Genomic DNA, 20798 nt, shown 5'->3' with positions numbered 1-20798 from the left:
GGTGGGTCAGCGGCGGTAGCGCGGCCGCTTGATCTTGGTGCCGGAGCGGGTGCCGGCGCCGCGGTTGATGGCGTTGACGGCCTTCTGCATGAGCGCCTCGTCCATCACGTTGATGAGGTCGCCGTGGTCGGTCACCGGGTCGTGGCCCGACTCGGGGAAGCTGTCCAGCGCGAACTTCAGCGGCTCGGCGGGCACGTCGTACGCCAGCGTCATCCGCAGCTGCGGGACCGCCTTGGTGCCCTGCGGGCAGGCGCCGGTGCGCGGGTCCGTGAACTTGATGTGGTCGCGGTGGTTGGCGCTGTCGGTGTTCTGCCCGTCCCAGCAGCTCGGGAAGTTCAGCACGCGCAGGACCTGGCTGCCCTCGGGGCAGAGCGGGTACTTGTCGGTGAACGCCCGGTTCTCGAAGCCCGTGCACGTCCAGCTCGCGTGCGCGTTCGCCAGGCCGTTCGTCACGGCCTTGGCGTCACCGGTCGCGACCCGGATGAACCGCGGCATCGCGACGACCTTGCTGCGCGCGTTGCCGAAGTACTGGAGCTTCACGCTGGACGGGGTGACGATGCTGCCGATGTTGCCGTCCGCGGTGCTCTGCTCGGCGCGGTCGGAGTCGTCCTGGCCGTCGCGGAGCCGGATCACCGGCCAGAAGTAGGCCGACTTGTCGCCGTTGGTGCAGGTCGTTCCCGCCGCGGCGAAGGTCTCGTCGGTCGAGAAGGCGTTCGTGTCGAGGTTGCCGACGTAGTCGTGGATGTGGTGGGCGCCGTTCACCACGCCGGGCGCCGCGAGCACGTTGTCGGGGTTGCTGTGGGCCTGGCCCTCGTTCACGCCGCAGTTGGACGCGAACACGCCCGTGGAGGCCTGCCGGCTCTGGCGGGGCTGCCGGACGCGCGGCGCCTGGCGGATGCTGACGTACTGGTCCGCGCGCAGCTCGGGAATCGGCGGCGCCTCGTTCCCGCCGTCCTGGCCGTCACCCTGACCGCCGTCCTGGCCGTCACCCTGGCCGCCGTTCTGGCCGTCTCCCTGACCACCGTCCTGGCCGCCGTTCTGGCCGTCGCCCTGACCGCCGTCCTGGCCGTCTCCCTGGTCGCCGCCCGCCGGGGGCGGGCTCTCCTGCTCGCCGCCGCCGTTCTGGCCGCCGTCCTGGCCGCCGCCCGCCGGGGGCTCGCCCGTCTGGCCGCCGTCGCCGCCCTGACCGCCGCCGCCCGCGGGGGGTGCGCTGGTCTGGCCCCCGCCCTGCGGGTCCTGCGGGTCGGCGCCCGGCAGATTGGGGGCGCCGGCGTTCTTGCCGCCGGCGGGCTCGGCCGGGTAGGCGGCACCGGCCGCCTGGGTGGTCGCGGGGGCGTACGGCTGCTGCGCCGCGGCGCCGGGGTTCTCCTGACAGGCCGTCGCGACCAGAGCGAGCGCCGGGATCATCGCGGCGAAGGCCTTCTTCTTCCGAATCATGTGAAAAGTGCTCCCTTTACGGGGGGTGTAGGTCAGTGCAGGGCACGCCTGGGAACCAGGCCCGTGCTCTCCAGTAGCGACATGTGCGTGTTGACGAACTTCATGCACCGTTCGGCGTACGCGCGGATCTCGCTGTTCTCGGTCTGCGCGCGCACCTTGGCGATGACGGTGAAGACCTGCCCGTGAGCGGCACGCAAACGCAACACGAACGTCTTGTCATAATCGGCGCCGTACTTGCCCGACATCTCCCTCAGGTAGCTCTTCTGGGTGCCGTTGGGCTCGTTGGGAAGGAGGACGCCGAGTTTCTGCGCTTCGGCGCGGGTGTCGGCGTCCAGCTGCATGTGCTGGCGCATGATGATCTCGCCGACCTCCTTGACCCGGGGGCTGGAGGCACGCTGCGAAGCCTGCTGACCGGCGGGAATCTCCCACAGGCCGGCCTGCCTCACCTTGACCAGCAGCTGCCGGTCCAGGGTGCTCAGCTTCCCCCATCGGGTGTTCACGGTGCCGCCAAGGTTCGCCGCGCCACTGGCTGGCACGCCGACCGGATTCATGACGACCGCGAAGGCCGCCACGACGGCCGCCACGGCCGCGAGAATCAGCAGGACACGCCCCTTGCCAAAGCGCGGGAGCCTGCGCTTCTCTGTGCTGCCGTAGGATTTCCTCAAGGGAATTCATTCCTCCTTTCGAGGAGCTCTCGACGGACCCGGCGCGGGTTTTGCCGTTGATACGCACCGCACCGTCCGGAGGGTTCAACGATGTCCGGCGGATTTTCAATTTTCCGAGCGTCCGGAAATCACCGGCGCGATGGTGCTCCGGGTACTCCGTTGATGACGCGCAGTGCCAATGCGGGGCACATCGCGACCGCTTTCTGCACGTCCTTCTCCATCCACGACGGGATCTCGGTGCCGAGCACGACGGGGAAGCCGTACCGGTCGAGCTGGATCAGCTCCGGGACGAGGTAGGCGCACAGCCCGTGCCCGTCGCACCGGCTCCAGTCGATCGCCACCCGCCCCTCCGAGCCGTCCGGCACCGGGAGCGGGAGCACGCCGTAGGTCGACAGGCCGCAGCCGCCGCCCCACCGGTGCGCGTCGATGTCGGCGCCGAACGCCTCCATCGCCGAGAGGACGAACTTCGCCGTCCCGTCCGGGTGGGTGCAGGCGCCGCGGCCGCGGCCGACACTGGCGGCACGGCGGACGTCCTCCACCGTCCCGGCCCCCTCGGTGAGCGCGTTCAGCGACCGGACGACGTCGGGCAGCCCGAGCCGGCACGGCCCGCACTGCCCGGCGGACTGCGCGGCGAGGTAGGAGGCGATCCGGGTGACCTCGCCGAGCGGGCAGGTGCCCTGGGTGAGCGGCAGGATGATGCCGGCGCCGACCGTCCCGCCGACGCGCCGCATCCCGGAGCGCGACAGCACGGCCCGCGACACCCCGGCCGGGTCCAGCCACATCCCGTGGTAGCCGCCGACGAGGACGCCCGGGGACGGCGGCACCTTGCAGTGGTCGAGGACGGCCCGCAGCGGCGTGCCGAGCGGCGCCTCGACGACCTGGGTCCCGCCGATGGTGAGCAGCGTGGTGCCCGGCTCCTCCTCCGTCCCGGCCGAGGCGTACAGGTCGGGACCGAGCGAGACCAGCACCGCCAGCTGCGCGAACGTCTCGGTGTTGGACAGCAGCGTCGGGAAGCCGTCCACCCCGGAGTCGGAGGCGCGGACCTTGACGCCCGGCGGGATCGGCGTCTCCCCGTTGATCGCGCGGACCACCGCGCCGCTCTCCCCGGAGATGAACCGCTCGGTCAGCCGGACGACCCGGGCCGGCATCCGCCGCTCGCTGATCGCGGCGCGGACCGACCGGGCCGCCTCGTCGCTCTCCACGGCCAGCACGATCCGCTGGGTTCCGAGCGCGTTCGCGACGATCTGGGCGCCGTCGAGGACCAGGTGCGGGGCACGGCCCAGCAGGACCTTGTCCTTGGAGCTGCCGGGCTCGCCCTCCGCGCCGTTCACCACGACGACGACGTCCTCGCTGGAGCCGCGCTCGTTGCCCTTCTCGCCGGGCAGCAGCGCGGTCTGGTCGGCGGTCGGGTAGTTGACCCGCGCCGCGACCGCCATCAGCTTGCGCGCGAGCGGGAAGCCGGCGCCGCCGCGCCCGCGCAGGTCGACCTGCTCCGCCATGCGGACCAGGTCCTCCAGCACCGGCGCGCGCAGCTTGCCGTGCACGGCCAGGTGCCGGTCGAGGTCGAGCCGGTCGAACCGGTCGAACCCGAGCGTCAGCCTGGGCCCGCCGATGTTCGAGACGGTGACGGTCGAGGTCATCGGATGACCTCGGTGTCACCCGGCCCTGTCACGGGCATGCCGCGGGGGTCGGACACGGTCCGGCGCGGGTCGTCGAACCCGCGGGAGCCGTAGTCGCGCGGGTCGGCGAAGTCCCGGTCGAAGTCGCGGTCGCCGTAGTCGCGGGGGTCGCCGAGGTCGCGCGGGTCGTCCAGGCCGCGCGGGTCGCCGAACCCGTCCCGGGCCTCGGCCGCCCGGCCGCGGGCCATCGCGGCGACGCGTCCCTCCTCGTGGTCGCGCGCCGCCATGGCGCGCCGGTCGCGGCGCCGGCCGGCGCCGTCGGGCCGCGTGAACGAGTCGACCTCGTCGCCCGCCAGGTGCACGTCCCGCGGCTTGATCACCACGACCATCCGAGTGATCAGGGCCAGCACGACGAACACCACGCTCATCACGTAGCTGAGCACCACCCACGGCGCGGCCGCCCGGCCGGTGATCAGGCCGTGCACGATCGCGAACGGCCACGAGATGTAGGCGAGCGCGTGCATCGAGCGCCACACCCAGGCCTTGCCCTTGAACGCGAACCGCGCCCGCATCGCACCGGTGATCACGATCAGGATCATCAGGTCGAACGCGATCGTGCCGAGGCCGACCGCGCCGCCGTCCGGGACGACGACCTGCACCGGGAGGGCGAGGCCGTTCATCACCTTCACCGTGACGTGCGCGACCAGCATCGCGGTCGCGACGACCGCGGAGGCGCGGTGCAGCGCCTGCGCGAGCACCCGGTGGCGGATCTTCAGGATGAGCCGCTCGGTCGCCAGCAGCCCGCTCATCACCGCGGTGGTCAGGGCGACGAGGGCGAAGACGCCGGCGTAGAAGTTGAGGAAGTACTGCACGTTCGCGACCGCGACGGCGCCCTGCGGGGTCGCCGCGCCGACGAGGACCACGACCGCGCCGGCGAGCACCACGCGCAGCACCCAGCTGGGCACCGCGGGATCATCACTGTTGCGAATTCGCACCGCTCGGACTCCTCTTCTAGGTTGCGGCCGGCGCCGGAGCGCCGGCCGATCCGGCGCCGTCCTTCGGCGTCGCGCCGGGGGACGGCGATGACGACGGAGAGTCGTCCGCGGCGGGGACCGGGCCGAGGTTGGCCAGCAGGCCCCCGGTGAGCACCTGCAGGACGCCCCGTTCGGCGAAGCCGAGCAGCGGGTTCGCCCGCTCCTGGAACGTCCAGCCGCCGATCACGGCGCCGGCCAGCGGGACCGCCTCGGCGCCGCGGCGCAGCCCGAACCCGACCTGGGCGCGGGGCGCCTCCGCGCCGCCGCAGGGCCGGCCGGTGCCGGTGCGGCCGACCGCGTCGCCCCGCTTGACGACGCTGCCGTCGCGCAGCCGGGGCACGTTCCGCAGGTGGTAGTAGGTGGTCGCGAGGCCGCTCGGGTGGATCACCATCACCAGCGCGCCGGCGTTGCTGGAGCAGAACCGGTAGAGGCGCCCGTCGCCGGCCGCGACGACCCGCCCGTCGCCGCCCGCGAACGCCAGCGCCCCCAGCGGGCGCGCCGCGCCGTCCGACGTCGTCATCGACCAGGCCTGGCCGATCTTCCACGGCAGCATCAGCCCGTCGCCGGCGCGCGTGCCGTTGACGAGGGCGGTGGCCTGGCCGGCGGTGAGCGCCCCGTACTTGTTCAGCAGCCGCGCCTCCGACGCCGACATGACCTTCGCGGGGACGTCGCCGAGCAGGCCGCCGAACGCCCGGTTGCCCGACAGCCCGACCTGCCACTCCTTGCCGGTCCAGTGGGCGGCGTAGAAGGCGACCTCGGGGTTGGCGGTGCTGGACGCCGGGACGGGGATCGCGCTCGTGCCGAACACCCAGGTCTTGTCGGCGCTCGTCCGGATGGCGTCCACGAGCGGCGCGGCCGTCGGCGCGGCGCCGTAGGCCTGCCGCGCGGCGGCACCCCGCTGCGCCAGGGTCAGCTTCCGGACCTGGGCGGCGAGCAGCCCGAGGTCGGGCCCCGCCGGCGGGGCGGCCGTACCGCCGCCGCCCGGCTGCTGCGGGGCCGGCTGCTGCGGCTGGGCGGCCCCGCCCGAGCCGCCCTGCTTCGGCGGCTTGATCTGGCGCTGCGAGCCCACGGCGCCGGACGAGCCGCCGAGGGGGCCGCCGTCCAGCAGGGCCCGCTCGGCGATGCCGAGCAGGGAGAGGCCGACGGCGGTGGACAGCACGATCGCGCCGATGCTCAGCCGGTCGGCGGGGCGCCGGCCGCGGCGCGGCGTGGCCTTCGGGCCGGGACGCGGCGTCGACGGGCGGCGCCGCGGTTCCGGGCGCGCCGGCTGCCGCTGCTCGGACCGCCGGTCCGGGCGGCGCTGGGCGCGCGGCCGCTCGGGCCCGCGGGCCCGCCCGCCGCGCTGGGGGAAGTCACGGGATCGGTCGCGCTCGGGCCGCCCCGCCCGGCCGCCGAATCCCTCGGTGCGCGCGTCGAACTGCCGCGTGCGCGCGTCGAACTGCTCCGTGCGCGCGTCCCGCTGTTCCATGCGCGCGTCGAACCGCCCGGCCCGGGGGGCGGGCCGCTCCTGCCGGGGGGCGGGCCGCTCCTGCCGGGGGGCGGGTCCTTCCGGGCGCGGGGCGGGCCGCCGGTTCCGCTCGCCGAACGGCTCGGCGCCGGCCGGCCCGTTGCGCGCGCCGAAGCCGTCCGTCCGCGCGTCGTCGCGCTGTGCGGGCGGCGGCTCAGGCCACCGCGCACGCTGCCGCGGACGCTCCTCGCGCTCGCCGGACCGCGGCGCGCGAGACCTGCCCCCGCGCCGTTTCGGTTCGCGCCGTTTCGATTCGCGCCGGGACGCCTTGCGTCCCCGCTCGGACCAGTCCGGCTGCTCCGACCACCAGGACCCTTCGGGCCACTGGGGATCCTCGGACAGGAGCCCCTGCTTGGGCTCCCGCCTCGAGGACGGGCGCGCGGGCGTCTCCGCCCACGGTGAAGCATGCGTAGAGCTCCGGGACGCATGCCCGTAATCGCGTCGCGCCATGCCCTCTCCTGTGGAGGAGACGGAGAGCTCGCGAACGCCGTTTCGGCTCCGCACCGCCGGGCTTGCGCCCGGCGGCGGGTTCCGCTTGAGACATTGCCGGAATCACGGTGTCGGAGCCCGCTCGCTCCCACCGCGATCCCTGGACGGATTCTCTCGAACCCGCCCGATCACTCCGGGAGCATACGCCCCAGGAGCCACTCGGATGACCGTTGCCGCCGAATTTTCTGCGATTCTTCTGCTCGGCGGTTCTGCTCTCCACTGCTGTACGCGCCGAAGGCACGGGACGTTCACGCACCCGGGCAATGGATTGCGCGGCCGCCATTCCTCTGCCGAAATGCGCGGCTACCTGGGACATCGCGATAGCGCTCGGAACAAGCCCGGAACGATCCAAACCGTCCGGGCGATCGGACGTCGCCTCCGCCGGTCGGGGGGAGAAAAAATCTCGCCGGGCCGCACCCGGTCAGCCGGCCGCCTTCAGGAAGCGGGCGGCGAGCGGGGCCGCCACCTTCGGGCCCGAGCCTCCGGCCGACACGAAGACCGCGAACGCGACGCCGGCCCGGTGACCGATGAACCAGGCGTGGCTCCCGCCGCCGAACTCGGCGGTCCCGGTCTTGCCCGCCACCGCGTCCGGCAGCCCGGCGCGCGCCGCGGTGCCCTCGGTGACGACCGCCCGCATCATCGTGGCAAGCGCGGACGTCCCGGGCACCGGACGGGGGGCGGACGGCGCTCCCCCGCCCCCGCGGAGCAGCTTCTCCGGCAGGATCCTCGGCGCGCGCCAGGAGCCGTCCGCCACGGCCGCGGCGACCGTCGCCATCAGCAGCGGGCTGGCCTGGACGCGGCCCTGCCCGATCGCCGCCTCGGCCAGTTCGGCGCCGCTCCGCGGGTCCGGAAAGCTCCCCCGCGCAGCCCCGACGCCCGGGGCGAGCCGGGCGCCGAACCCGAAGCGGCGGGCGCTCGCCGCCAGCTTCGCCGCGCCGAGGCGCTCCACGGCGAGCCGGGCGAACGTCGTGTTGCAGGACGCGGCGAAGGCGCCGCGCAGTGTCGTGCGCCCGAGCGCGTGGTCGTCGTCGTTGCGGATCGTCCGCTGCGCGGTGACCACCGAGGCGGGGCAGTCGGCGCCGGTCCCGGGCCCCGCCCCGTCCGCGACGAGCGCGCCCGCGGTGACGACCTTGAACGTCGAGCCGGGCGGGTAGAGGCCGGTGAACGCGCCGAGCCCGCCGAGTTCGTCCGCCACCGCGAGGATCTCCCCGCTGGACGGCCGGACGGCCACGATCGCGGCCTGGCCGGGCGCGGCGGCGACCGCCTTCTCCGCCGCCGCCTGCAGCGACCGGTCCAGCGTGGTCCGGATCGTCCGGCTCTTCTTCACGCCGAACACCTTCACCAGCTGCAGCGGCCTGTCGCCGTCGCGCAGCTCGACGGCCCACCCGGTCTGGTCCGCGTCCTCGTCCAGGTTCGCCATGATCTCGGCGAGGTAGGGGGCGAGCGGCCCGTTCTCGGGCAACGGTCCGCCGTCACGCGCGGCCGGTCGCACGGCGGCGACGCGCACCTGGCCGAGCGACCACGCCCCCTTCCCCTTGAGCCCCGGGTAGAGCGTGGACGGCGACCACAGCACCCGCCACCGGCCGTCCACCCGGCCGAGCCGCAGCACCGACCGGAAGGACCAGTCGCCGTGGTCGGCCAGCGAGCGGGTGACCGTGAACTCCGCCGCCGCCGCGTCCCGCCCGGACGCGGTGACGGGACGCGGCTCCAGCGCGATCGCGTTGACCCGCAGCCCGCGCGACAGCGTCCGGTGCTGGGCGGCGAAGTCGGCAGGCGGATCGGCCACGAGCTCGCGCATCTCCTCCAGGTCGCCGTCCCGCCAGGCGGCGAAGTAGGAGGCGGCCACCTCCGCCGCGGTGGCGTTCCCGCCCCGCCGCAGCAGCCAGCCGGTCGTCAGGCCCGCCACCAGCACGACCGCCAGTGTCCCCGCCAGCACCACAAGTCCCCGCGAGCGCATGCGCCCTCCTCCACCCATCCACCCGGAGCTTGATCCTTTCAGCGTCCGATTGCTCCGTACATGCACGACTTGCCGGTTTCCCTGACCGGAACCGGAAGGCGGCTTAGCGACGGATGATCCGCCCCTTAAACGCGCTTTAAGGGTGGTGCCGTCCCGCCGGGCGGGCCCTAACGTCGGGAACGTCAACGACCGAGGACGCAGCAGCGGCAGGAGGTGGCCCCGATGACACGATCACCGCGACAAGGGATCAGCCCAGGGGCACTGACAGGCCTCCTGCGCGTCCACGGTCGGGCACCGTCGCGGGGCCGGGCCCCAGCGGTGCCGGATGCCGGGGCCGTGCCCCGCGCTCCCGACCACACGGACACGATCCGACCCCGCCGGCCGGCCCACGCGGCGCGCCCATCTCCAGGTTCTCCCCCACAGGGGCGCCGGGCCGCTCGGCAGCGGATCACACCGACCCCACCTCGGCAGGGGCGTCCGCGTGGAACCGGTCTCCGGGGGCGGGGTAGGGCTCATGGGTGTTGTCTTGGGCTCGGGCGCCCTGGGGGCGCCCGAGCCCAAGACAACACGTGCTGTGTTCATGGCGGTGCCCTCCTCCTTCGGGCCTGGCGGCCCTCCATCGTCGGGCACCGCGGGCGATCGCTGGCATCGCTCCGGCTCGCCTTGCGGCTCGCTGCGCGATCAGGTTCTCGCAGGCTCGAACCTGCCTTCGGACGCGATCGCAACCATTCAGGTTGTCGCGTGGTTGCGGCGGTGGCTGCGGTAAGTGCACATGAACCGTACTGGTCCGTGTGAATCCGCCGCCCTATTGACCGCCGGTTTCGGGGCGGGGACCTGCCTACGGCGCGGGGGCGGGTCCTTGTCCCGGAGCCGGTGAATTCACGTGAGCAGTTCTTCCAGGCGGCCTGCCTGGATCTCCCAGCGCCATTCGCGTTCGACCCAGGCGCGGCCCTTTTCGCCCATTGCGCGGGCGTGGTCGGGGTTGGTGAGCAGGGTCGATACGGACTCGGCGATGCGCCGGACGGAGCGGCCGTCGACGACCATTCCCGTTTCGCCGTCCAGGACGGCGTCAGGGGCGCCGCCCGAATCGCCCGCCACCACCGGCAGGCCGGTCGCCGACGCCTCCAGGTAGACGATGCCGAGGCCCTCGACGTCGAGGCCGCGGCGGCGGGTGCGGCACGGCATCGCGAAGACGTCGCCCGCGTCGAAGTGCGCCGGCAGTTCCTCCCAGGGGACGCCTCCGGTGAAGACGACCGAACGCGTCACGTCGAGGGACTCCGCCAGGCGTTCCAGGTCACGGCGGTACGGGCCGCCTCCCACGAGGAGGAGGGCGGCGTCCGGTGCCTCGCGGAGAATGTGCGGCCAGGCGCGGATCAGGGCGTCCTGGCCTTTGCGCGGCACCAGGCGGGACACGCAGACCACGACCGGGCGGTCGGTCAGGCCGTGCCGGGCGCGGACGTCCGCGCCGCCGGCGCCCGGGTGGAAGAGCGTCTCGTCCACGCCGGGGGCGAGGCGCGCCATCCGCGCCACCGCGTCCGGCGGCAGGACGCGCGCCATCCGGGACCTCGTGTACTCGCCCAGGTAGGTCAGGACGTCCAGGTCGTCGCCGATGCGGGCGAGCACGGTCCGCGCCACCGGCAGGGACGCCCAGCCCGCCTCGTGGCCGTGGGTGATCCCGACGAGGCGGCCGGCGCCGCGGCGGCGCAGGGCCGGGGCCAGGAGCCCGAGCGGCGCCGCCGCGCCGAACACGACCGAGTCGCAGCGCTCCGCGCGCAGCACGTCCGCCGCCCGGCGCAGCACCCTCGGCTCCGGCAGCATCAGCGAGCCCGGATGCCGGACGACCGGGAACGGCTGCGCCGCGTCGAACTCCGCGGCGCCCTTCCAGGCCGGGGCGTAGACGACCACCGAACTGGGCGGGCGGCGCGCGGCGAGGCCGTGCACGAACGCCTGGATGCCGCCGGGACGGGGCGGGAAGTCGTTGGTGACGATCAGGGTCCGGGTCATCGTCCGGCCAGCATACGGACCGCCCGGCACGCGGAAGGGCCCGCCACCGCCGGTGCGGTGACGGGCCCTCGCCGATCGGCGGTCAGTGCCTGATCTCGTGCGACGTCGCGCCGCTCTCGAGCTCCCTATGCTCCTCGTGGCCGTCCCCGTGCTCCTCGACCGGGATGTCGTCGAAGGTCCAGGCGCGGTTGAGCCGCGAGCGCAGGTGCCCGAGCGGGCCCTTGGCGCCGGGCGCCGGGATCCCGGCGGCGTCGCGCGCCGGGGCCTCCGGCCGGGTGTTCTCCTTGGAGAGGATCACGACCTTCTCCTCCTCGCGGGCCGCCTCGTGCCGCTCGGAGAACTTTCCGTCCGGCGACATCATGATCACGCCGCTCTCCACGCCGTGCCCGATGATGTCCGCGTCCTTGCGCTGGAGCCCCAGGCAGATGCGCTTGGTCAAGACGAACGCCAGAACCGGCCCGACGAAGAACGCGACCCGGAAGAACCATGTCGTCGCGAACAGCGAGACGTGGAACTTCTCCGCGAGGACGTCGTTCGCGCCGGCGAGCCACAGCAGGCCGTAGAAGGCGACCGCCGCCATGCCGGTCGCCGTGCGGACGGGGGCGTTGCGCGGCCGGGTGTTGACGTGGTGGTGCCGCTTGTCGCCGGTCACCCACTGCTCGACGAACGGCCAGGCCGCCGCGCCGCCGAACACGATGCCGAGCGGCACCAGCGCCGGGATCAGCACGTTGAGGCTCAGCGTGTGGCCCCAGGCGCTGATCTCCCAGTTCGGCATGATGCGCAGCGCCCCTTCGAGGACGCCCATGTACCAGTCGGGCTGGGAGCCCGAGGAGATCGCGCCGGGATCGTACGGGCCGAACAGCCAGATCGGGTTGATCTGGGCGAACGCGCCGAGCAGCGCCAGGACGCCGAAGGTGAACAGGAAGTAGGCGCCCGTCTTGGCCATGAAGACCGGGTAGAACGGGTAGCCGTACACCTGCTGCTCGGTCTGGTTCTTCACCGGCATCGCGGTGTGCTTCTGCACCCACATGATCATCATGTGCGCGGTGACCATGCCGAGGAGCAGCCCCGGGATCAGCAGGATGTGCAGCACGTACAGGCGGGGCACGATGTCCTGGCCGGGGAACTCGCCGCCGAACAGGAACATGTAGAGGTAGGTGCCGACGACCGGGATCGACTCCGCCACGCCCTGCGTGATGCGCAGCCCGGTACCGGACAGCAGGTCGTCGGGCAGCGAGTACCCGAACAGGCCCTCCAGCATGCCGAGCGTGAACATGCCGATGCCGATCAGCCAGTTCAGCTCGCGCGGCTTGCGGTAGGCGCCGGTGAAGAACACCCGCAGCATGTGCGCCAGGATCGACGCCATGAACAGGATCGCGGCCCAGTGGTGGATCTGCCGCATCAGCAGGCCGCCGCGCACGTCGAAGCTGATGTGCAGCGTCGAGGCGTAGGCCTCGGACATCTTCACGCCCTGGAGCTTCGTGTACGAGCCGTCGTACACGACCTCCATCATGCTCGGCTTGAACCAGAACGTCAGGAACGTCCCGGTCAGCAGGAGGATGACGAAGGAGTACAGGGCGATCTCGCCCAGCATGAAGGACCAGTGGTCCGGAAAGACCTTCTTCATGTTCCGCTTGAAGAAGGTGGTGGAACCGAGGCGGTCGTCGAGGAACGTCAGCGGGGCCTCGACCGCCTTCGGAGCTGTCGCCTCGCTCATCCGCGCTCCCAGAAGCTCGGGCCGACCGGTTCGTGGTAGTCGCTCGTCGCGACGATGTACCCGTCCTCGACGGCCAGCGGCAGCTGCGGCAGCGGCCGGGCGGCCGGGCCGAAGATGACCTTCGCCGCGTCGGTGGCGTCGAAGGTGGACTGGTGGCACGGGCACAGGATGTGGTGCGTGGTCTGCTCGTACAGGGCCGCGGGGCAGCCGACGTGCGTGCACACCTTGGAGTAGGCGACGATCCCGTTGATGTGCCAGTTCTCCCGGCCCTTGGCGGGCTTGAACTGCTCCTGCGGGACGTTGATCAGGATCGTGACGGCTTTGGCGTTCTGCGTCAGCACCTGCTCCTCGGGGACGTCGTGCTCGATCCCCTCCGGCAGCACGGTGATCATGCTGCCGGGCGTGGAGAAGTCGCTGACCCGCAGCGGCCTGTTGGTGCCGTCCACCACCAGCCGGACGCCCCTCTTGCCCTCGGCCTGCGCCTTCTTGACGGCCTCGCCCCAGAAGGTGTGGCGGAGCCGCTTCTCCGGCAGCGGGCCGAGGTCGCGCAGCAGCACCAGCGGGGCCAGCCCGAGCGGCGCGGCGGCGAGCAGCAGCGTGCGGCGCAGCAGCGGCCGCTTGGTGATGCCGCTGTCCTCGGCGCCCTCCAGGAAGTCCTCGGTGAAGGCGGTCCTGGTCTCCTCGTCGGCGGCCATCTCGTGCCGCTCCTGGACGATGGGCTTGCTGGTCATCAGCCGGCGCACCCAGATGGTGACGCCGATCGCCATCGCGAGGAACGACAGGGCCATCGTCCCGCCGAGCCAGAAGTTGGACTCGCGGGCCCGCACCACGCCGTGCATGCCGCCGTCGCGGCCGCTCCAGCCGATGAAGTAGGCGATGAACGCCACGCTCGCGGCGAACGCGACGAGGAACAGCGTCGCGACGATCCGCTCGGCGCGCTTGGCCGACTCCTCGTCGAGCTGCTCCCCCACGCCCGCGGGCGCCGAGATGTCGTCCTCGGCGAGGAGCGCCTTCTCCCTCGCCGGGGACGGCGTGCCGATCACGCGTTCGCGCCGGCCGCCGTCCTCCTCGCCGGAGCCGGGGCGGCCCGCGGTGTCCTTGTTGTCGTCGCTCATGACTTCTTCAGCTTCTTCGGCTTCTTCGCGGTGATCCACATGGCCGCCAGGACCAGCAGGCCGATCCCGACCAGCCACCCGGCCAGGCCCTCGCTCACCGGGCCGATCCGGCCGAGGCCGTTGCCGCCCGGGTTCGGCTCCTCGCGGGTCTGGACGAGGTAGGCGATGATCGCCTGCTTGTCCTTCGGCGTGAGCGTGGTGTCGTTGAACACCGGCATCGCCTGCGGGCCGGTCAGCATGGCCTCGTACATCTGGGTGGGCGTGACGTCGTCCCCGGACAGCGACGGGGCGTACTTGCCACCGGTCAGGGCGCCGCCCTGCCCGGTGAAGTTGTGGCACTGGGCGCAGTTGGTGCGGAACAGCTTCCCGCCGAGCGCGACGTCTCCGGTCTCGGGGTCGACGGCCGACGCCGGGGGGACCTCGGGGCCGCCGCCGAGCGAGGCGACGTAGGCGCGCAGGTCGGCCAGGTTCTTCTCCGCCTCGGCCTTCTGCCGCTCGGCCTCCGCCCGCTCCTTCGGGTCCTCGTAGTCGGTCTTGATCGAGGTGTTGAAGGCGGGGACCGGCTCCTTGCGCGGAATCTGCGCGCCAGGGTTCGCCGCGGGCATGCGGCCCGTGCTGACCTGGAAGTCGACGGCCGCGGCGCCCACGCCGATGAGGCTGGGGGCGACCGGATTGCCCTTGGCGTCCTTGGTGCCCTCGCCGTTCAGCCTGTGGCAGCTCGCGCAGTTCTTGTTGAACAGCTCCTGGCCGTGCTTCAAGTCCTGCGCCGCCTGGGCGGCGCCCTGCGCCTCGGCGCGGTCAGTGTTCGGCGAGAAGCCGGCGTAGATCACGCCGATCGCCGCCAGGGCCGCCAGCACGACGGCGTAGCCCGCCCACGGGCGCCGTCGCCATGCGGTGATCCTTTTCACGGAAATCCCCGTTCGGGTCATGTCGTCGGGTAAGTCGGTCGGGTGGGTCGGTGGGTCAGAGGTCGAGCAGGTAAACGACCGAGAACAGGCCGATCCACACCACGTCGACGAAGTGCCAGTAGTAGGAGACGACGATCGCGCTCGTCGCCTGCTCGTGCGTCCACCTCTTGGCGGCGTAGGTGCGCCCGAGGAGGAACAGGAAGGCGACGAGGCCGCCGATGACGTGCAGGCCGTGGAAACCGGTGGCCAGGTAGAAGACCGAGCCGTAGGCCGAGGACGAGAAGGTCAGGCCGTCGTGGACGACCAGGTTGTAGTACTCGAACCCCTGCCCCGCGACGAAGTAGGCGCCCATGAGGAACGAGAGGACGTACCACTCCCGCAGCCCCCAGCGCGCCACGTTCAGCACGCCGCCGTCGCGCCCGACCTTTCCGGCCTCGGCCTTGAACACGCCCATCTGGCAGGTCACCGAGGACAGCACCAGGATGGTCGTGTTGACGGCGGACAGCGGCAGGTCCAGCGGGGCGCCCGGCCACGCGTCGTGGCCGGACTGGCCGATCGTCACAGAGCGGATCGTGAAGAACATCGCGAACAGCGCCGCGAAGAACATCAGCTCGGACGACAGCCAAACGATCGTCCCCACGCTGACCAGATTGGGACGGTTCGCCCGTGCGTGAGGTGTTGTCTCTATCGCGGATGCTGTCACGGGCAGCATTATTGCGCCCCCATCCCGTGAGTGACGCATGACCCCCCTCCTAGAGTTCCCCGCGCGTGTCCGCGGGCGCCCGACCCGGTACCCTCACGTCCATGAGCACCGCCCCGGAGAGCCCGATGAGGGTTCTCGTCTACAGCGACGACGCGAACACGCGCGCACAGATCCGGATGGCGGTCGGCCGCCGCCCCGCCGCCGACCTCCCGAAGGTCGAGTTCGAGGAGTGCGCGACGCAGCCGGCCGTGGTCGAGCGGCTCGACCGCGGCGGGATCGACGTCCTGGTCGTGGACGGCGAGGCCCAGCCGGCGGGCGGCCTCGGCGTGTGCCGGCAGGCCAAGGACGAGGTGTACGACTGCCCGCCCGTCCTCGCGGTCATCGGCCGCCGCGACGACGGCTGGCTGGCCACCTGGTCCCGGGCCGACGCGGTCGTGAGCCTGCCCATCGACCCGATGGCCCTCGCGGACGCGGTCGCCGGCCTGATGCGCCGGCGCCTGGAGAACCGCCTCCCGGCCCTGTAGCCGCAGGCCCTCGGCAGCCAACCCGGACGATCCGCCCGACCCGGTAGGGACCCATGGACGCGCGCACCACCTGGCCCGCACTGCTCAACGCCCTCGTGTCGGGCGAATCGCTGTCCAGCGAGGAGACCTCCTGGGCCATGAACAGCATCATGGCCGGGGAGGCCACCGACGCGCAGATCGCGGGCTTCGCGGTCGCGCTGCGCGCCAAGGGCGAGACGGTGGAGGAGGTCACCGGCCTCGCCGAGGGCATGATGGACAACGCCACCCGCATCGCCGTGCCGGGGCCGATCGCCGACCTCGTCGGGACGGGCGGCGACCGCGCCCACACCGTCAACGTCTCCACGATGGCCGCGGTGGTCGCGGCGGCGGCGGGCGTCCGGGTCGTCAAGCACGGCAACCGGGCCGCGTCGTCCTCGTGCGGCGCCGCCGACCTGCTGGAGCACCTCGGCGTCGCCATCGACCTGCCCCCGGAGGCCACCGCGCGGGTCGCCGATGAGGTCGGCATCACGTTCTGCTTCGCGCCGCTGTACCACCCGGCGCTCAAGTACGCCTCGCGCACCCGCAGCGAGCTCGGCACGCCCACGGTCTTCAACTTCCTCGGGCCGCTGACGAACCCGGCGCGCCCCGCCGCCCAGGCCGTCGGGGTGTTCCACCCGCGGATGGCGGGCGTGATGGCGGGCGTGTTCGCGGCGCGCGGCTGCTCGTCCCTGGTGTTCCGCGGCGACGACGGGCTGGACGAGCTGACCACCACCGGCACCTCGACGGTGTGGGTCGTCCGCGACGGGACGGCCACGGAGACGACGTTCGACCCGGCCGACCTCGGCATCCCGCCGGCGAAGCCGGAGGACCTGCGCGGCGCCGACGCGGCCTTCAACGGGCGGGTGGCGCGCGAGACGTTCGCCGGGGGGCCGGGACCCGTCCGCGACATGGTGCTGCTGAACGCCGCCGCCCTCATCACCGCCTACGACGGCACGCCGGCCCCGGACGAGCTGACCGCGCGGCTGCGCGGCGCCTACGAGCGTGCCGCCGCCGCGGTCGACTCCGGCTCCGCCGGCACCCTCCTGGACCGCTGGATCGACGCCTCCCAGAGCCTGCGGCCCTAGTCACGTGACGCTGCGGGCTCCCGACGACACGCGCTGGGCGATGTAGATCGGGACGACCGAGAGCACGATCAGGGCCGCCGCCAGGACGTTGACGACGGGGGCCTGGTTGGGGCGGAACAGGTTGCTGAAGATCCAGATCGGCAGGGTCTGCGCGCCCGGCCCGGCGGTGAACGTGGTCACGATGATCTCGTCGAAGGACAGCGCGAACGACAGCAGGCCGCCGGCGACCATCGCCGAGCGCAGCGCCGGGACCGTCACGTACCAGAACGTCTGGAACGTGTCGGCGCCGAGGTCGGCGGACGCCTCCTCCAGGCTGGTGCCGGTCCGGCGGAGCCGCGCGAGCACGTTGTTGTAGATGGTCACGACGCAGAACGTCGCGTGCCCGACGATGACGGTGAACAGGCCGAGGCCGATGCCGAGCGGCTGGAGCACGACCTGGAAGGCGTTGCTCAGCGCGATGCCGGTGACGATGCCGGGCAACGCGATCGGCAAGACGACCACCAGCGACACCGTCTCCCGCCCGAAGAACCGGTACCGCGACACCGCGAACGCCGCCATCGTGCCGAGGACGAGCGCGATGGCCGTCGCGCCGAGCCCGGCCTTGACGCTGGTGAGGACGGCCTGCCGGGCGCCCTCGTTGTCCAGCGCCTGCGACCACCACCGACCGGTGATCCCGGTGGGCGGCCAGCCGAACGTCCGGTCGGCGTTGACGGAGTTGACCAGCACGACCAGCAGCGGCACGTAGATGACGGCGAGGCCGAGGGCCATCAGGGCGCGCAGCGCGGCGCGCGCGGCCGGCGAGAAGATCATCACAGCTCCCTGAGCGCGCCGGTGCGGCGGGCCGCGGCGAGGTAGCCGAGCATCACCACCACCGGGATCGTGGCGACCGCGGCGGCGAACGGCAGGTTGTTGGCGGCGCCGATGTTGTCGTAGACGACGTTGCCGAGCAGCTGGCTCCGGCCGCCGACGATCTTCACGGTGATGTAGTCGCCGAGCGACAGCGAGAACGTGAAGATCGACCCGGCCACCAGCGACGGGAAGACCAGCGGCAGTATGACGGACCGGAACGTGCGCAGCGGCCGGGCGCCGAGGTCGCCGGACGCGTCCAGCAGTGAGTCCGGGAGCCGCTCCAGGCCCGTGTAGACGGGCAGGATCATGTACGGCAGCCAGAGGTAGGACAGGACGAGCACGGTCGCCGGGAGGCCGTACCCGGGGCTGGAGAGCCCGAGCGGCCCGAGCACCTCGTCGACGATGCCGCCCTGCGACAGCATCACCCGCCACGCGTAGGCCTTGACGAGGTAGGCGGCCCACAGCGGGGCCAGGATCGCGATCATCAGGTACGGCCGGTGCCGCGGCCTGGCGACCTTGGCCATGTACAGCGCCATCGGGAAGCCGATCACGGCGTCGATGGCGGTGACGGCGACCGCGACGCCGAGGCTGCGCAGTGCGACCGTCCGGTAGACCGGCTCGTCCAGGAGGGTCTGGAAGTTGGCGAGCGTGAACCGCCGGACGACCTCGCCGGTGAAGACGTCGGTCGACCAGAACGCGGTCAGGAAGATCGCGGCGAGGGCGCCGAGGTAGACGACGACCAGCCAGGCGAGCGGCGCGGACAGCAGCAGCGACAGCCGCAGCCGCGGCCGGCGGTGCAGCAGGGCCGCCGCCCGGCGCCGGGGTCCCGGCGCCGGGCGGCCGTCCGCTCCGCCCTTCCGGGCGGGGGCGGTCATCCCTTGATCGTGGTCCACGCCTGGGTCCACTTGGAGTAGTCGACGCACGTGACGTTCTTGCGCCCGTCGAGGCACTGCGCGATCGGCGTCGTCCAGAAGTGCACCTTGGAGAAGTAGGTCTCGTCGGTGGCGTGGAAGATGTCGCAGTGGTCCTTGGCCGCGGTCTCCCCGCACGCCTTGGCGTTGGCCGGCGCCTCACCGAACCACTCGGCGACCTGCGCGTTCACCTTCGGCGACACGATCCAGTCCAGCCACTTGTAGGCGCAGTTGGGGTGCTTGGCCTTCGCGCCCACCATCCAGGTGTCCGACCAGCCGGTGGAGCCCTCCTTGGGCAGCGTCACCTTGACCGGCGCCTTCTCGGCCTCGGCGAGGTTGGCGATGACCTGCCACGTCGTCCCGAGAACGGAGTCACCGCTCTTGAACGCCTGGACCTCCTTGGTGTAGTCCGACCAGTACTCGCCGACCAGCCCCTTCTGGGTCTTCAGCAACCCGACGGCCGCGTCGAACTGCTTCTGGTCGAGCGCGTACGGGTTCTTGATGCCGAGCTCGGGCTTGGACGCCATCAGGTAGAGGGCGGCGTCGGCGATGTAGATGGGCGAGTCGTACGCGGTGACCTTGCCCTTGTACGGGGAGTTCGCGTCGAACACCGCGCCCCACGAGTCGGGCGCGGTCTTCACCTTGTCGGTGCGCCACATCAGCAGGTTGGCGCCCCGGCCGTGCGGGATGCCGTAGGAGACGCCGTTCACCGAGTTCCACGGCTTCATCTTCAGGCCCGCGAAGACGTCGGCGTAGTTCGGGACGAGCCCGGTGTTCACGGGCGCGACCGTGCCGGAGGCGATCAGCCGCAGCGAGGCGTCGCCGGACGCGGAGACCGCGTCGTACTCGCCGGTCTTCATCAGCGTCACCATCTCGTCGGACGTCCCGGCGACCTTGGTGTTGACCTTGCAGCCGGTCTGCTTCTCGAACGGGGTGACCCAGTCCACCTTCGGGTCGTTCGAGCCGTCCTCGGCGTAGCCGGCCCAGGCGACCAGGTTGACCTGGCCCTCACCGGCGCCGAGCGACTGCCGCATCGGGACCTTGGGGACGGTGAAGCCGCCCTGGCCGGCACCGCTCGCCTTGTCGCCCGAGTCGCCGCCGCAGGCGGCGGCCGTCAGTCCGATCGCCAGCGTCGCCGCGGCGGCGAGCGCCATGCGCGTGGACCACATGGGGAACTCCTTATTTGGGGATTTGGAGGTTCTTGCGGGTGATTCAGGAAGCGGGCGCCGGCGCGGTGCCGGCGCCCGCCACGTGGAACTCGTGCGCCTCATGCCAGCCGACGCGGACGCGCGCGCCGCGGTGGGCCATCACGTCCATGGAGGAGGTGCGCAGGTTCTGCTGGAGCGCCGTGACCCGGTCCCCCGACTCCAGGTCGATGACGAACCGGGTCACGGCGCCCGCGTAGACGACCTCGGCGACGGTGCCGAACGCCTCCCGGTCCCCCGTGCCCGGCCCGTCCGGCGGCTCCGGCCCGCCGTCCGCGAGGCCGACGTGGATCTTCTCCGGCCGGACGCAGACGTCGCCGATGCGGTTGGACGTCCCGACGAAGCCCGCCACGAACTCGGTGGCGGGACGCTCGTAGACCTCGGCGGGGGTGCCGACCTGCTGGATCCGGCCGCGGTCGAGGACCGCGACCCGGTCGCTGAGGGTCAGCGCCTCCTCCTGGTCATGGGTGACGAACACGAACGTGATGCCGGCCCGCCGCTGGATGCTCTTCAGCTCGACCTGCATCTCCTCGCGCAGCTTCAGGTCGAGCGCGCCGAGCGGCTCGTCCAGCAGCAGCACCTTCGGCTCGTTGACCAGCGCGCGGGCGAGCGCGACCCGCTGGCGCTGGCCGCCCGACAGCTCGGCCGGACGGCGCGACTCCATGCCGCCGAGCCGGACGCTGCGCAGTGCCTCCAGCGCCCGTTCACGGCGCCTGGCCTTCGGCACCCGCCGCACCTTGAGGCCGTACTCGACGTTGCGGAGCACGTCCAGGTGCGGGAAGAGCGCGTAGTCCTGGAACACGGTGTTGACGTCGCGGTCGAACGGGGCGAGCCCCGTCACGTCCGCGCCGCCGAGCTCGATCGTCCCGGCGGTGGGCCGCTCGAAACCCGCGATGAGCCGCAGCACGGTCGTCTTCCCGGACCCCGAGGGGCCGAGCATCGAGAAGAACTCGCCGTCCCCGATGTCGAGGTCGACGCCCGCCACCGCCTCGACGGCACCGAAGGTCTTGCGCAGATCGCGGATCCTCACCGCTGAAGCCGGCATGAACGG

17 protein-coding genes are annotated in these 20798 nt (G+C 72.5%); 2 read left to right on the top strand and 15 right to left on the bottom strand.

Translation table 11 applies throughout. The annotated features are described in order from the left end of the window. Positions 1-6: 6 nt before the first annotated feature. The 11 genes from K8Z49_RS45385 to K8Z49_RS45335 all read right to left on the bottom strand — a co-directional run bounded on the left by K8Z49_RS45385 (position 7) and on the right by K8Z49_RS45335 (position 15164). The gene (locus K8Z49_RS45385; protein WP_024936789.1) at positions 7-1437 is read right to left on the bottom strand and encodes a DUF1996 domain-containing protein; all 1431 of its coding nucleotides are present in this window, start codon (positions 1435-1437) and stop codon (positions 7-9) included. Positions 1438-1469: 32 nt separating this feature from the next. Further along, positions 1470-2102 carry a DUF4142 domain-containing protein gene (locus K8Z49_RS45380; protein WP_033334350.1) on the bottom strand — a complete coding sequence of 211 codons (633 nt, stop codon included), beginning with the start codon at positions 2100-2102 and terminating at the stop codon, positions 1470-1472. A gap of 128 nt (positions 2103-2230) precedes the next feature. After that, positions 2231-3742: an NADH-quinone oxidoreductase subunit NuoF family protein gene (locus K8Z49_RS45375; RefSeq protein WP_021599973.1), complete on the bottom strand. Its 1512-nt coding sequence runs from the start codon at positions 3740-3742 to the stop codon at positions 2231-2233. Further along, the gene (locus K8Z49_RS45370) at positions 3739-4716 is read right to left on the bottom strand and encodes a hypothetical protein (protein ID WP_152564163.1); all 978 of its coding nucleotides are present in this window, start codon (positions 4714-4716) and stop codon (positions 3739-3741) included. Before K8Z49_RS45370 ends, K8Z49_RS45375 begins: the two co-directional genes overlap by 4 nt. Positions 4717-4732: 16 nt before the next feature. Beyond that, positions 4733-6712, bottom strand: coding sequence for a peptidoglycan DD-metalloendopeptidase family protein (locus K8Z49_RS45365; RefSeq protein WP_412517008.1), 1980 nt, complete (start codon positions 6710-6712; stop codon positions 4733-4735). A 460-nt stretch (positions 6713-7172) separates the two neighbouring features. Next, positions 7173-8708 carry a penicillin-binding transpeptidase domain-containing protein gene (locus K8Z49_RS45360; RefSeq protein ID WP_181663408.1) on the bottom strand — a complete coding sequence of 512 codons (1536 nt, stop codon included), beginning with the start codon at positions 8706-8708 and terminating at the stop codon, positions 7173-7175. An 879-nt stretch (positions 8709-9587) separates the two neighbouring features. Beyond that, positions 9588-10712, bottom strand: coding sequence for a glycosyltransferase family 4 protein (locus tag K8Z49_RS45355; protein WP_412517007.1), 1125 nt, complete (start codon positions 10710-10712; stop codon positions 9588-9590). A gap of 82 nt (positions 10713-10794) precedes the next feature. Continuing rightward, on the bottom strand, positions 10795-12429 hold the full coding sequence (locus K8Z49_RS45350) for a cytochrome b (protein WP_111832939.1): 1635 nt from the start codon (positions 12427-12429) through the stop codon (positions 10795-10797). Then, complete coding sequence (locus K8Z49_RS45345; protein ID WP_021597596.1) at positions 12426-13544, bottom strand: ubiquinol-cytochrome c reductase iron-sulfur subunit; 1119 nt, start codon at positions 13542-13544, stop codon at positions 12426-12428. Before K8Z49_RS45345 ends, K8Z49_RS45350 begins: the two co-directional genes overlap by 4 nt. Next, the gene (locus K8Z49_RS45340; protein ID WP_412517006.1) at positions 13541-14452 is read right to left on the bottom strand and encodes a c-type cytochrome; all 912 of its coding nucleotides are present in this window, start codon (positions 14450-14452) and stop codon (positions 13541-13543) included. Before K8Z49_RS45340 ends, K8Z49_RS45345 begins: the two co-directional genes overlap by 4 nt. Positions 14453-14507: 55 nt before the next feature. Next, a complete protein-coding gene (locus K8Z49_RS45335; RefSeq protein WP_024936751.1) occupies positions 14508-15164 on the bottom strand; it encodes a cytochrome c oxidase subunit 3 in 657 nt (218 codons plus the stop codon). Positions 15165-15256: 92 nt separating this feature from the next. Here K8Z49_RS45335 and K8Z49_RS45330 point away from each other — a divergent pair, with 92 nt between their 5' ends. Then, entirely contained in the window at positions 15257-15679 is a 423-nt protein-coding gene (locus K8Z49_RS45330) for a response regulator transcription factor (protein ID WP_024936752.1), read from the top strand. Between the two features lie 53 nt (positions 15680-15732). Further along, complete coding sequence (gene trpD, locus K8Z49_RS45325; protein WP_021597600.1) at positions 15733-16782, top strand: anthranilate phosphoribosyltransferase; 1050 nt, start codon at positions 15733-15735, stop codon at positions 16780-16782. On the opposite strand, the gene K8Z49_RS45320 is transcribed toward trpD, so the two are convergent. From K8Z49_RS45320 to K8Z49_RS45305, 4 genes are read right to left on the bottom strand one after another with little or no spacing between them, the layout of a single operon-like run. Next, positions 16783-17592 (bottom strand): ABC transporter permease, encoded by an 810-nt coding sequence (locus K8Z49_RS45320; protein ID WP_021597601.1) that lies wholly within the window; start codon positions 17590-17592, stop codon positions 16783-16785. Then, positions 17592-18506, bottom strand: coding sequence for an ABC transporter permease (locus K8Z49_RS45315; protein WP_021597602.1), 915 nt, complete (start codon positions 18504-18506; stop codon positions 17592-17594). The genes K8Z49_RS45320 and K8Z49_RS45315 overlap by 1 nt, the downstream gene beginning before the upstream one ends. Further along, on the bottom strand, positions 18503-19711 hold the full coding sequence (locus K8Z49_RS45310; protein ID WP_021597603.1) for an ABC transporter substrate-binding protein: 1209 nt from the start codon (positions 19709-19711) through the stop codon (positions 18503-18505). Before K8Z49_RS45310 ends, K8Z49_RS45315 begins: the two co-directional genes overlap by 4 nt. 43 nt (positions 19712-19754) lie before the next feature. Beyond that, positions 19755-20792 (bottom strand): ABC transporter ATP-binding protein, encoded by a 1038-nt coding sequence (locus tag K8Z49_RS45305; protein ID WP_111833029.1) that lies wholly within the window; start codon positions 20790-20792, stop codon positions 19755-19757. Positions 20793-20798: the final 6 nt, after the last annotated feature.

Source organism: Actinomadura madurae (genome assembly GCF_047130825.1).
Classification (GTDB): Bacteria; Actinomycetota; Actinomycetes; order Streptosporangiales; family Streptosporangiaceae; genus Spirillospora; species Spirillospora madurae.
This window is presented reverse-complemented; position numbering and strand designations above follow the sequence as displayed.